Below are 13,677 nucleotides of genomic sequence, written 5' to 3'. Positions count from 1 at the left end.
CACTTTCTAAAAAATGTATTTCTGCCGTTGACCCCTCTTTTTTCGTATATAGTTCTATTGTAGCATAGGATACGCAAAATTAAACGTGTTTTGTAAACGTTTTCTTAACTATTTTTTCACCCTTGTCCGATCCAGAGGTCATGATTGTCCAGCTTTTTTCATATATTTGCTAGGAGGACCCTAACATTCTGATGTGCAGGAGGCTTACCCATTTGCGATTACGATTAACGATGACCCCCATTTTAGCTTTGATAGCATGCGCAATTGCCGTATGTATGATCATTTTCCCGCACGCAACCTTAGATTCCTCTGTTCGCGGCCTTGCGATTTGGTGGGATGTTCTATTTCCTGCACTCTTCCCCTTTTTTGTCATCTCTGAGATGCTGCTTGGTTTCGGGATTGTCCATTTTGTAGGTACCCTGCTCGATCCCTTGATGCGCCCGATATTCCGCATTCCTGGGACAGGCGGGTTCGTCGTTGCGATCAGCTTCGCCTCCGGCTACCCAGTAGGCGCCAAATTAACCGCTCAGCTCTGGGACCAAAAGTTAGTCAATCGGGAAGAAGGGGAACGGCTTGTCGCCTTTACGACCACATCAGACCCCATCTTCCTGATTGGTGCTGTATCTGTGGGGTTTTTCCAAGACGCACGCGTCGCTCCCATTCTTGCACTTGCGCACTACGGGGCGGGAATCCTCATCGGCTTCCTCATGCGATTTCATGGCGCGCGCTCATCTGCAACGAAGCCCATTTTATCTTCAACCGGATCTGCGCGAGAAAGCCGAATCCGACTAGCCATTCGCGCAATGCATCAGGCACGACTTCGTGATGGTCGAGATCTCGGAAAGCTATTGAGTGAATCCCTCCAATCCTCGCTCAAACTCATGATGGTCGTCGGTGGGCTTGTTGTTTTTTTCTCTGTCATTCTCGAATTACTTACCTCCGCGCATGTCATGAATGGGATGTACAATCTGATTCAGTCGATCTTAGGGTTATTCGGTATGCCGCCTGAAATGTCGAAGTCGATTATGAACGGGATCTTCGAAGTAACGCTAGGTGCAAAATCTGCCGGAACGGCAGGAATCGATATTCCGCTCGTGACCAAGCTAGCCGTTGCTGCCTTTGTCCTCTCCTGGGGAGGGCTATCTGTACATGCCCAAGTTGCAAGTATTCTGAACGCAACGAACTTGCGTTATTGGCCTTTTTTCGTCGCACGATTCACGCACGGGGTGCTCGCCATGATCTTTGTCTTCTTATTCTACAAATCCTGACAAACAAACATTGTATTCTCTCTGCAGATTGATTATGATCTAATGAGCAAGCATATTATTTTCACAAGACAAAGGAGCTCTTATTCCATTGAGATACAATGTGCAAAATCGAAGTGATGAAGTATCCAACCAACTAACAGAGAACTTCCATCGCATGGCTGCTGAGCTCGGTATGCAATTTGATGAGGAGTCCCCTGAAGTTGTCGTATCTATCGGCGGCGATGGCACGATGCTGCATGCTTTCCATAAATACAGCGATCAATTGGATCGGATTGCATTTGTCGGGGTACATACCGGGCATTTGGGCTTCTATGCAGACTGGCAGGCCAATGAACTGGAGCAGCTCGTGAACTTAATGGCAGGTACGAAGCTGCCTGATTCCATTACCCCTCGCATCGTCCAATATCCGGTCATCGAACTGGAGATTGTCAGTGAACACGGCGCTCAGAAATATCAGGTTTTAAATGAATTTACGCTAAAGGGAGTAGACGGAACACTCGTCGCCCAAATCGACATCAATGATCAACCATTCGAGATGTTCCGGGGGGACGGCATCTGTATCTCTACCCCATCTGGAAGTACAGCTTATAACAAGAGTGTTGGCGGCGCTCTCATCCATCCGAGCATTGAAGCGCTGCAAATCGCAGAGATTGCCTCCATTAACAATCGGGTTTATCGCACGTTAGGTTCGTCTCTGATCCTGCCAAAACATCATCACTGCGATATTTACTCCAGCAAAACGCAGCGCCTTATGTTATCACTTGATCATTTAACGATCGCGGTTGATCAATTACAATCCATCCGCTGTGCCGTATCGCCCCAGAAGGTTAGCTTTGCTCGCTTTCGTCCATTTCCTTTTTGGCATCGCGTCAAACAAGCCTTTATCGGACAGGATTTTCATTAAAAAACCAGCTCCGGAAACTGCGGAGCTGGTTTTTTTGCTCGTTTACGATTGATTTACAGCTTCAAAATCCTCCGTGCGTATCTCCACATCCGACAATTTTGCTGGCCAGAAAGCTGCTTTACCGAATACCGCCGTAATCGCCGGAACTAAAAACGGACGAACGATGAAGGTATCCAAAAGAACGCCTACGGCCGTAACGGTGCCGAATTGTACAAGAACTTGAATCGGTAGCGTAGCCAAGACAGCGAATGTACCTGCTAGAATCAAACCTGCCGAAGTTATGACCGAACCCGTCTCACCTACGCCTTCTGCAATCGCCTGCTTAAGCGACATCTTATGACGCTTCTGCCAAATCCGCGATACCATGAAAATATTGTAATCCTCACCTAAAGCGACAAGGAAAACAAAAGCGTACAAAGGAATAGCGCCTTGAATGGCATCTACACCAAAACCAACGTGCAAGATGATCCACCCTAAACCAAGCGCCGAGAAATAGGATAAAACAACCGTTGCGATCAGATACAGCATTGCAGTAACGGATCGCAAGTATACAAGCAGCAGGATCGAAATCAATCCGATCACAATCGGCAACACGACGGCCGTATCCCTGTCTCCTGTCACTTTCGTGTCGTATTGCGTTGCCGTCTGCCCACCGATCCATACTTTCTCTTCGGTCTGAGCAATTCCTGCGGCTGCCAAGGATTGCTCGGCCACCGCGTGCAGATCTGGGATATGCTCCATCGCCTCTAAGGAGTACGGGTTCATCTTCAACGTGACCTCATAAGCTGTGATGTTCCTATTTTCCCTGCCTTGTTTGGCTTCAGATACCGTATCAACATAAGGCAGAGACGTAAGATCCTTATACAACGTGGTCGTCTTGCCTTCTGTATCTGCTAGCACCTGTACCGGAGCTAGCTCCCCTTCGGTAAATTTATCACCGATGATCGCGAATCCTTCTCTCGATTCCATCTTCGAGGGGAACGATGAGAGGATATCATACGTGAATGTAATCTGAGAAGCATAGGCGGCTAACCCGCCTAACACCATAACCGTTACTGCTATAATCGTCCATGGGCGCTTGATGACCGCATGACCGATTCGATTCTTTGAAGCTCTTGGGGTAGTCCGAACCGCTCTTCCTTTTTTCCGAACCAGTTCTGCTTGCATCTCCGGCGTGCGAGGGACGAATGGATAGAATGACGCGCGACCGAAAATGGCAAGTAAAGCAGGCACCAATGTGACGCTCGAAATGCCCATAATGAGAATCGATAAGCTGAAAGGGACTGCAAACCGTTGATAAGCACCATACTCTGCTACCAGCAAGACCAGAAGTGATAATACGACGGTAAACCCGCTCATCGCAATGGCCCCAGAAGAACCTTTTAGTGCACAGATCAAGGCCTTGCGTTTGTCTTGTTCTTCTTGCAGCAAATGCCTGTAGTGAGAGATCAGGAATAGACAATAATCTGTTCCGGCTCCGAAGAGCAGGACGGTCATAATCGATATGGCTTGCGCGTCAACGGTAATCCAACCTTGTGCCGCCATAAATCCTAAGATGGGACTTGCTACCCCGTACGCGAAGCCAACAGCAATAATCGGAATTAGTGCTAAAATAGGGGATCTATAGATGACAAGCAGAATAATTAACACTAACAGTACCGTAGCAATAAGGAGGGATACGTCCGCGTTACTGAATAATCCCGTGGCATCAATGGATATCCCTACAGGACCCGTAACTCTCGCTAATAATGCAGAATCCTTAGCTTCGTTAAACGGATTGATTCCAAACTCCGCAGTTGCCTGCTCTTTCAGTTGCGTTACGCCTTCCTTGAGTTGGTCAGCATCCGCCGCTTTATCGAATAGTACAGAGACTACAATGGTGGTTTTATCTTCCGACAAAAGCGATTGAAGGGCTGGCAATGGAAACTTATGTAGTGGAATGACGGAAGTCTGGTGGAGAACAGGAGACGATTCCCAACGTTTGGTTAATTGCTGCAATTGCAATAGATCTTTCTGAGTTAGACCGTCTGAACGTTGCCAGACCAGAAGAGCTGGAATATCCGCTCCGCTAGGGAACTCGCGCTCTGCAATCATCTGAGCTTGAACAGACGGCTTCGAATCCGCTAAATTAGGCGCATTGTTAGCCTCCTTCGAATTAACAGCCGGCCATAGGAAGCTTAGCAACGCAACAACGATAACCCATAAGATTAACGTGATCCATCTTCCTTTTGAACCGGATACCCATCCTATAAATCCTCTTATGCCCATCTTTACGCCTCCACATGATTAATTTGGTATTTCGTGTTATAATATTATATATACCGGAAGGTTAATTATTGCAAGAGATTTCGTTTATTTTCCCCTTTTAGGAGGCTTCATGAAGAACATAAAACCGCAACGGGCACCAGGCAGACCTAAGCAAACCGAGCAAAGCATCCCGCTTCAAGAACATATTCTGCGAACAGCCGCCAATTTATTTATGGAAAACGGTTACGAGCCGATCTCTCTTCAACAGATCGCCAAAGTCTGCGAAGTGACAAAAGCAAGCATCTATTATTACTTTACGAGTAAAGCCGAATTATTCACCGCTGCGGTTGTATTCATGCTGCAAATCGCTCGGCGTAGCACCCTTCGCATTCTCGAAGAAAAAGACGATTTTCGCCTTAGGCTCGAGCGTGTCGCCAAGGCGAAAATGATGAAGTCACATGTCGATATGGAGACGATGCTCCGTGAAGCGAGGCCTCATTTGACGGACGAACAATATGGGCGCATCCGTCAAGCCGAGATGGATATTCACATCTCACTGGCAGAGTATTTTCAAATGGCGATGAACCAAGGACAGATCCGTCAAGGCAATGCCATATTCTTAGCGCATGCCTTCTCTTCGCTCGTAATGTTAGGAAATAGTGAAAACGCGCTTGAACAGATCACTACGCAAGAAGAACTCGCCAGAGCGGTCGTTGATTTATTTTGGGTTGGCATTGCTGAGCAATCGCGTCACACATAGGATACAAAAATGAGACTTCCTATTCGGAAGTCTCCCTGATGGTTGAAGGCTGCTCTGTTGGTGGCTGCTGCTGAGCTTTATTGTTTTTTTCGCCTTTATCCGTTTTGTCAGCCTTGATATCCGCCTTCTCAGCCTTCTGCTGATTCTGCTGCGATTTCTTCGCTTGCTGCTTAGGTGCTGGCTGGCTGCTGCCATCCTGTTGCCCTTTCTCCTGCTTCTCTGGCTTTTCAGCTTTATCCGGCTTGTCCGCCTTTTCGGATTTCTCCGTTTTCTCCGGCTTGTCGGATTTCTCTGGCTTCTGCTCGCGTATCTTCTCAACCACGAAATAAGCGCAGCCAAAGTTGCAGTATTCATTAATGTAATCGACCATACTCGCGATCGTCGTATCCTTAGTTGCCTTGGAATTATTATCTCGGAAGAAGCCTTTAAGTCTAAGTTGATTGTATCCCCAGTCGCCAATGATATAATCGTAACGGTCGAGCACATCACTGTATCGATCTTTGAACGCTTCTGGATTCCATCCGTTCTTGTGATCCGTAATTACCTCATACGTCTTGCCGGTGATATGAATCAAGCCTACCCTCTCCTCGACCCTATGAACTGATTAACAATATCGTTAAGCTTATGCTTGTTGTGCTGCAGTCGCCTTCGTTGCAGACTGTACTTGCTCATGCGCATGATACGAACTACGAACGAGAGGACCGGACTCCACGTGGCTAAATCCACGCTTCATGCCTTCTTCTTTTAGCTTCGCGAACTCATCTGGATGGTAGTATTTCTCAACATTCAAATGCTTCTTCGTCGGCTGCAAATATTGACCAATCGTTAAGATGTTGCAATCCACGGCACGCAAGTCATCCATCGTCTTAAGAATTTCATCCCATTCCTCGCCGACACCGAGCATGATGCTAGATTTTGTCGGGATCTGTGGCTGCATTTCTTTCGCACGGCGAAGCAGCTCTAACGTACGGTCATATTTGGCTTTGGCACGTACACGATCCGATAGACGTTCAACCGTCTCGACATTATGATTCAGAATGTCTGGCTTCGCATCCATGACGACACGCAACGCATCTTCGTTCCCCATAAAGTCTGGAATCAATACCTCGACACTACAGAACGGCAATCTACGGCGGATCGCCTTCACAGTCTCTGCGAAGATCATCGCACCGCCATCCTGCAAGTCATCACGTGCAACAGAGGTAACGACACAGTGTTTGAGTCCCATCTGTTCCGCAGATTCTGCAACCCGCTCCGGCTCTTTCAAATCAAGTTCTGTAGGCATACCCGTGTTCACCGCACAGAAACGGCAAGCCCGTGTGCAAATATCCCCCAGAATCATGAATGTCGCTGTACGATTCGCCCAGCACTCATAAATATTAGGACAACGCGCTTCCTCACATACTGTATGCAACGTTTTGGAACGCATCATATTTTTAATCTCGGTGTAGTTCTCACCGGTTGTCAATTTTATTTTGATCCACTCTGGTTTACGTTCTCGTTGTTCCGTTGTCATGCTGCTACCTTCTTTCATTTAACTCACATTTGCTTTCGCCCACACCTTCGTAATTATACCACATAATTAGCTTGGATAAAATGAACATCCTTGATTCAACCTAATGATATGTTAAAAACATTGGAGGGAACTGTTTGTGCTCTGGAACCATCGAACGATACAGATCGGCTTACGTTGTCTGGCTGCGACAACCGCAATCAGTCTGTCGATTGTCTTCATCGACATCACTTCCCATCGCATATCAGCGTACGCTGAAGGCAGGGCTGAACAAGCATCGCCGCCAGAATCGAAGGAAGAGATTCTCCGTAAACGAAAAATCATTTATGACAATATTCAAGCCAAGACACGTCTATCTTTGAACCAATTGGCTGCCATTGACCAATATGAACGTACGATTGCTAAGACTCAGAAAAAATCAAAATCGACGGAGACGGCGATCCAGCAACAGGCTTCGAATCGCATTACGGCCATCGCTGTACAAGAGCCTGCCTGGAGTGGGTGGCTCAATCCCGATTATGCAGACCAGAATCCGAAATCGATCTCCATCTATTCCGGAATCGGTAAGGACGGGTCTGGGGATGGACTGGCGGATCCGAACAATGATCTCGATCTTCTCTATAGCGTTGCATCTTATGTGAGCAGCTATGGTACGTCACCGGACGATTTCAGCATCGGGCTCTGGAATTATTACCATAACTCAAATGCCGTCACGCGAATTAATCAATTCGCCAGCATTTACGCGACATTCGGCTATGGCGCCCTCGATGAGCATGCGTTCCCTGTCCCGCTGCATGCGGATTATTCGTATCGCAGCACATGGGGTACTTCACGCAGCTGGGGAGGATACCGAATCCATGAAGGCACCGATATTTTCGCGAGATATGGCGTGCCGGTACGCAGCACTTGCTATGGCATCGTCGAGACGAAGGGCTGGAACCCCTTCGGAGGCTGGCGTGTCGGCATTCGCGATCTGAGTAATTATTACCACTACTATGCGCATTTGTCTGGATTCGAAAAAGCGCTGAAGGTCGGAGATCTCGTGAAGCCCGGTCAGGTTGTCGGCTGGGTGGGCAGTTCAGGGTACGGGAAGCCTGGAACGCAAGGGAAGTTCCCTCCGCATCTGCATTATGGCATTTACCGTGATCGAGGATGGACGGAATGGTCCTTCGACCCGTATCCACTCCTTCGCAAGTGGGAGAACGATGAACGACGTGCATTAAAAAAGGCAGGCAACCAGTAAGGTCGCTTGCCTTTTTTTAGTTTTTGCCTTCATGATTCGTGTTCACATCGACCGAGACCCCGGAGGATTGTTCATGTGGATCAGTAATCACCGTCGTCGTCGTGCCTTGGGCTTTTTTCGACGCATCTTGTTCCGAAGAAGGGGTATTTAGACTTGGTAACGCCAGACTAGGAGCCCCCGCGCTGTTATCTCCGATCGCTTTGCCTTTGTTATCATAGTAATACTGCGGAACATTGCCCACCACCATCATATAGGAGATTGGAATATTCGATTCGACCACTTCCGGTTCCGTATCGAATGGGATAATGATAGCGACCTCCGCCACAATTCGAATATACACCTCGACCAGCACCATATTGATGCCTGCATCCTGCTGCTTTGTGTTGAGCTCTACTTTGACAGCGCCTTGCGGTTCTAGACGGATTGGAATTTGCGGACCGAAAGAAGCTATGACGGCACTGCCTAGCGCTTGCCCCAGTGGAATATGTTCATTGAGATCCTTCATGTCCTTCAAGGTCCCCTCGACCACTTCTTTGGTTCGTGAGGTGATCCGCATATTCTCCGCGTAATTCATCATAAATCCTGCGACCTTGCCATCACGATCCGTTTTCCAATCAATCAGATTCTGGAAGTTGCTGCCGCTGGCTATTTGCTCTGAGATCGCTTGGTTAATCGCCTGCGTTGCAATTTGCTTAATCCGGATTTTAGCAAGCGACATAATCGGAGGCTTCAAGTTTTTCTCCAAGAATACCAAGGATTGCAGCGATAAAAGTGTAAATACGACCAGCGCAATAAAGAACAGTTTGCGTTTGCTCCCGGGCTTACGGGTAGGCTTGCTTCGCCACCCTTTCCTGATTAGCATAGGCCTTCCTCCTATGGGACACATCGTACCGTTAACTCTATCAGCTTATGCGGCATGGCCCATAAAAAGAAGAACAGGCTGTGCGTAGTTTTGGAAGTATCTCGATTCGTTAGCGGGGAGTGCTCTCTAACGAATCGTAGAGAGCTTATTCTGGCGATAATCGTGCTTGCGCGAGGCTAACGGATCGACAGTACGTTATTTGCTCTATTCGCCCTGCCAATAGGCACATTTCTCCGAAATAACGATCTCACGATTCGTTAGAACTCGAAACCAAGCCATTTCGACCGAATAAGCTCACCTCGATTCGTTAGCGGGAACGTCCGCTGGTTAACGAACCGTAGAAAGCTTATTCTAGCGAAAATGATGTTTGGGCGAGGCTAACGGATCGACAGTACGTTATTTGGGCTATTCGCCCTGCCAATAGGCGCATTTCGGCACAATAACGAACTCACGATTCATTAGAACTCGAAACCAAGCCATTTCGACCGAATAAGCTCACCTCGATTCGTTAGCGGGAACGTCCGCTCTCTAACGAACCGTAGAGAGCTTATTCTGGCGAAAATGATGTTTGGGCGAGGCTAACGGATCGACAGTACGTTATTTGGGCTATTCGCCCTGCCAATAGGCGCATTTCGGCACAATAACGAACTCACGATTCGTTAGAACTTAAAAGCACGCCATTTCGACCGAATATGCTCACCTCGATTCGTTAGCGGGAACGTCCACTCTCTAACGATTCGTAGAGAGCTTATTCTGGCGATAATCGTGCTTGCGCGAGGCTAACGGATCGACAGTACGTTATTTGGGCTATTCGCCCTGCCAATAGGCGCATTTCGGCACAATAACGAACTCACGATTCGTTAGAACTTAAAAGCACGCCATTTCGACCGAATAAGCTCACCTCGATTCGTTAGCGGGGGGCGCTCTCTAACGAATCGTAAGAGCTTATTCTGGCGATAATCGTGCTTGCGCGAGGCTAACGGATCGACAGTATGTTATTTTGGCTATTCGCCCTGCCAATAGGCACATTTCGCCGAAATAACGATCCCACGATTCGTTAGAACTCGAAACCAAGCAAGCCATTTCGGCCGAATAAGCTCACCTCGATTCGTTAGCGGGAACGTCCACTCTCTAACGATTCGTAGAAGCTTATTCTTGCGAAAATGATGCTTATGCGCTTACCGCCAGTTCATCACCCCTATCAAAAACCCCCTTACGGTTCGCCGTAAGGGGGCATCATTACATTATTGCTGCTGAGCATCGAACTGGGCAATCAGCTCTTCCATCAATTGATCTGGCGACTTGTCGACTAGCCATGTCTGTCCGAACATCTGGAAGATCTTGATCGTCGGGAAATCCCCCCAGAAGCCGATAAAATCTTCGTTGAGAATGACTTTATCCGTGACGTGTTCATTCATCTCCGCAAGGCACGTCTCCAGAATCGCCCGGGCTATCGGGTGGCTGATCCAATCGCTCAGGAGGCTGAATTTATGGAACGATACCTCTTCCATACCGAAATCGCAATTCAAGCGTTCACGAAGTCGGATGTCACGTGAAGAGCTGCCGATTAGAATCTGGAAGTAGCCTGTCTCTGCGACCCAACGATTATATTTCGTATTGTAGTAAGCGAAATCCCGTTCTTCGAGCAAGAAGGACACTTCCTTCTTCTCACCCGGCGCCAGCGCTATCTTAGCGAAAGCCTTCAGTTCTTTTTCCGGACGAACCCATTTGCATTCCTCATCATGAACATACACCTGTACAACCTCTTGACCATGAACAGTTCCCGTATTCTCGATCGTAAAAGTGACCGCCACTTGCCCATCTACTTGCTGCACAGCCTTGAGCCCCGAATAACTGAATGTCGTATAGGAAAGACCATGTCCGAATGGGAATTGCGGCGCAAGCTCCTTCCGATCGTAATAGCGATAGCCAACGAACAAACCTTCACGATAATACAGCTTACCGTTCTCACCGCGAATACGCATATGCGACGGATTATCCGATAGCTTCACAGGGAACGTCTCCGACAATTTACCGGATGGGTTCACGCGTCCGAACAGGATGTCTGCTATCGCGCTGCCGCTGCCTTGTCCTGTAAGCCAGTAGTGAACGACCGCTGGCACATGTTGTACCCATGGACGCATCGCAAGCGCCGTACCACTGCTCGTTAGCACGATCACGCGCGGCTGTACCGCTGCAACGGCTTGGATCAGCTTCACCTGGTGCGCTGGCAGGTCGATGCCTTCGAGATCATGCATTTCCGATTCGGCATAGGCAGGCTGCCCTACGAACAAGACCGCGAGGTCCGCCTTCGCCGCTAGCGCAACACTCTCTTGAATCATCTGCTCGTCGATGCGATCATCCTGCGGATAGCCTTCCGCATACGTCATCTCGATAGCGCCGCCCGCGATCTTCTGCATCTCGTCCCATGGAATATCGATCTGCGTCGGTGTCACTTCCGCACTGCCTGCGCCTTGAATACGCGGCTGCTTCGCAAACCGTCCGATGACAGCCATGCTGCCCACCTGTTCCGTCTGAATCGGCAATATTTGGTTATCGTTCTTGAGCAGTACGATACTCTCTGCCGCGGCTCGGCGCGCTAATGCATGATAATCGATTGACACTTGCTCCTGTACGGCTTCCGTATTCGTTGTCGTCTTCCGCACAAGCTCAAGCAATCGTGCGACGGAAGCATTCAGCGTCGACTCCTCCAAGCTGCCGTTCTGCACCGCCTCGACAATTGCTTTTGCGTTATAGGCAGCCGGCCCCGGCATCTCGAGATCGAGCCCTGCCTTCAAGCCGCGAATGCGGTCATTGACGGCCGTCCAGTCGGAAATGACGACGCCGTCATAGCCCCATTCTCGGCGCAGAATATCATGGAGCAGATGCTCGTTCTCACTCGCATACGTACCGTTCAGCAAGTTGTAGGAGCACATGAGCGTCCAGGGCTTCGACTTCTTCACAATCCGTTCGAAGGCCGCCAGATAAATCTCGCGCAGCGTCCGCTCATCGACTTCGGAACTCGTGACCATCTTCTCGTATTCTTGGTTGTTACATGCAAAATGCTTCACCGACGCCCCGACGCCTTGGCTCTGCAAGCCGTTGATGAATGCCGCGCCCAGTTCTCCTGACAATACAGGGTCTTCCGAATAGTATTCGAAGTTACGGCCGCCAAGCGGCGTTCTTTTCATGTTGATCCCAGGGCCGAGCAGCAGCTCCACGCCCATCTCGCGTCCCTCAACGCCAAGCGCTACCCCGATCTCATGGAGCAGCTCCACATTCCAGGAGGAACCGATGGCAGACCCCGTCGGATAACAGGTCGCAGGCATATTTTCCGTTGTAATGCCCATCTCCTCATCGCTGCTCGTCTTCCGGATGCCGTTCGTTCCGTCATACATATGAATTGGTGGAATGCCGTGATGATCATAGCCTTTCGTCATCCACATATTTAACCCCGCTACAAAAGTGGATTTCTCCTCCAGCGTCATACGCTCCAATAGTTTCTCCGTTGATTGCATCATGTTGATTTCCTCCCTCTTTTTACTCCGCGGATTGTTCTTTCTTGAGCTCCTGCATGTCATAGGCCTTGAAGAACGGGAACCATACGACGAATATGATGAGCAGCACAACGACAAGCAGCAGCAATCCTTTGAACCCTGTCAAAATAAAGGTCGATAAACCGATTGGCGTATACCACAGCTGGAACACCTTGCTCGGAATTGCGACCCAGCCGGCATCCAGCACCAAATAGACAAGAATCGGCGTGATCAAACCGTTGATCCACATCGGTACCATCAGAATCGGGTTAAAGGCAATCGGCGCGCCATAGACGACGGGCTCGTTAATATTGAACAAGGATGGCACGATCGTCGCTCGCCCGATGGACTTCAGTTTCTTCGATCTGGCGAACAGGAACCAGATCACGAGCGGCAGCGTCGCACCAAGTCCCCCAACGCCTACCCAACCGGAGAAGAACGTCTCGAACGTGTTGATGTTCACCGGGTCCAACCCTTGCGACACGAGCGAAGCATTCTGCTCAATTGCAGGAATCCAGATCGAATAAAAGATCGGTGTCATCACCCACGGGCTCACGCCGAAGGAATAGAGCACAACGCCGATGAAGTTGAATAATACGAAGCCGGCCAGCGTCTGGCTGATGGCATTGAGCGGTTTGAACACCGCCACGATCATCTCGAAAATATCGAAGTGCAGCTGATAGATCAGCACCCACCCGAAGGTTAACAGGACGGCGATCGGAACGAGGAAATCGAACCAATCAACGATAAATTCAGGCAGCGTGGTGTCCTTCTTGAACCAAGAGAACTTATGGAACGCCGTCATCACCAAGGCAACCAAAATCCCGACCAGCAATGCGGTGATCATCCCCGATGGGCCGAAACGTTCCATCATGAACTGCACAGAACCATCATCCTGGAACGTTGGTTTCAGCAGCATCAAGAACAAAGATAAACCTGTCGCTCCTGCGATCAGCTTGATCTTGTCGCGTCCCTTCTTCTGCATGACCATATATGGCGTTAAGAAAGCAATAAATACCCCTAACAAACCAAAGCTAAACGTTGAAATCGGCGTCAAATCCGGCATGCCGGGAATAAAATCTTTGAGTATCGACACCAAGGTTATTAATGAACCAATGAAAATCATCGGCAGTGCGACCATAATGGCTTCCTGAATGGAGTCCACCCACACATTCTTCGTAATCGCTTCCAATCGTGGCGCGAACTTCTCTGTCATCCACTTCATTAGACGATCCATAGTCATTCCTCCCAAGGGATATTCCAGCTCGTCTGAGCTACAATCTCAGTATAGAAGATGATGATAACGCTTTCTTGTTGTTCCTTGCCTTCCATGGGATCGTTTTT

General features: G+C 49.0%; 10 protein-coding genes. 4 read left to right on the top strand and 6 right to left on the bottom strand.

The window, feature by feature from the left end; translation table 11 throughout:
• The first annotated feature begins 230 nt into the window (after positions 1–230).
• Complete coding sequence (ylbJ, locus tag GCU39_RS29860; RefSeq protein WP_152397495.1) at positions 231–1,268, top strand: sporulation integral membrane protein YlbJ; 1,038 nt, start codon at positions 231–233, stop codon at positions 1,266–1,268.
• A gap of 88 nt (positions 1,269–1,356) precedes the next feature.
• Complete coding sequence (locus GCU39_RS29855; protein WP_152396791.1) at positions 1,357–2,172, top strand: NAD kinase; 816 nt, start codon at positions 1,357–1,359, stop codon at positions 2,170–2,172.
• Between the two features lie 42 nt (positions 2,173–2,214).
• Here GCU39_RS29855 and GCU39_RS29850 read toward each other — a convergent pair whose 3' ends face one another.
• Positions 2,215–4,440, bottom strand: a complete 2,226-nt coding sequence (locus tag GCU39_RS29850) for an MMPL family transporter (RefSeq protein WP_152396790.1) — start codon at positions 4,438–4,440, stop codon at positions 2,215–2,217.
• A gap of 109 nt (positions 4,441–4,549) precedes the next feature.
• On the opposite strand from GCU39_RS29850, the gene GCU39_RS29845 reads away from it, so the two are divergent.
• The gene (locus GCU39_RS29845) at positions 4,550–5,179 is read left to right on the top strand and encodes a TetR/AcrR family transcriptional regulator (RefSeq protein WP_152396789.1); all 630 of its coding nucleotides are present in this window, start codon (positions 4,550–4,552) and stop codon (positions 5,177–5,179) included.
• 19 nt (positions 5,180–5,198) lie between these two features.
• Here the strand turns inward: GCU39_RS29845 and GCU39_RS29840 are convergent, their stop codons facing one another.
• Both GCU39_RS29840 and lipA read right to left on the bottom strand, forming a co-directional pair.
• Positions 5,199–5,753 (bottom strand): YutD-like domain-containing protein, encoded by a 555-nt coding sequence (locus GCU39_RS29840; RefSeq protein ID WP_152396788.1) that lies wholly within the window; start codon positions 5,751–5,753, stop codon positions 5,199–5,201.
• Positions 5,754–5,801: 48 nt separating this feature from the next.
• Positions 5,802–6,695 carry a lipoyl synthase gene (gene lipA, locus GCU39_RS29835; protein WP_152396787.1) on the bottom strand — a complete coding sequence of 298 codons (894 nt, stop codon included), beginning with the start codon at positions 6,693–6,695 and terminating at the stop codon, positions 5,802–5,804.
• Between the two features lie 136 nt (positions 6,696–6,831).
• Between lipA and GCU39_RS29830 the strand changes: the two genes are divergently transcribed.
• Positions 6,832–7,935, top strand: coding sequence for a M23 family metallopeptidase (locus tag GCU39_RS29830; RefSeq protein ID WP_152396786.1), 1,104 nt, complete (start codon positions 6,832–6,834; stop codon positions 7,933–7,935).
• 16 nt (positions 7,936–7,951) lie between these two features.
• Here the strand turns inward: GCU39_RS29830 and yunB are convergent, their stop codons facing one another.
• The 3 genes from yunB to GCU39_RS29815 form a co-directional block, all read right to left on the bottom strand.
• Positions 7,952–8,797, bottom strand: coding sequence for a sporulation protein YunB (yunB, locus tag GCU39_RS29825; RefSeq protein WP_152396785.1), 846 nt, complete (start codon positions 8,795–8,797; stop codon positions 7,952–7,954).
• A 1,244-nt stretch (positions 8,798–10,041) separates the two neighbouring features.
• Positions 10,042–12,318 carry a beta-glucosidase gene (locus tag GCU39_RS29820; RefSeq protein WP_152396784.1) on the bottom strand — a complete coding sequence of 759 codons (2,277 nt, stop codon included), beginning with the start codon at positions 12,316–12,318 and terminating at the stop codon, positions 10,042–10,044.
• Positions 12,319–12,337: 19 nt separating this feature from the next.
• Positions 12,338–13,570 carry a PTS sugar transporter subunit IIC gene (locus GCU39_RS29815; RefSeq protein WP_152396783.1) on the bottom strand — a complete coding sequence of 411 codons (1,233 nt, stop codon included), beginning with the start codon at positions 13,568–13,570 and terminating at the stop codon, positions 12,338–12,340.
• Positions 13,571–13,677: the final 107 nt, after the last annotated feature.

This window comes from Paenibacillus guangzhouensis, from assembly GCF_009363075.1.
In the GTDB taxonomy this organism is placed as follows: domain Bacteria; phylum Bacillota; class Bacilli; order Paenibacillales; family Paenibacillaceae; genus Paenibacillus_K; species Paenibacillus_K guangzhouensis.
This window is presented reverse-complemented; position numbering and strand designations above follow the sequence as displayed.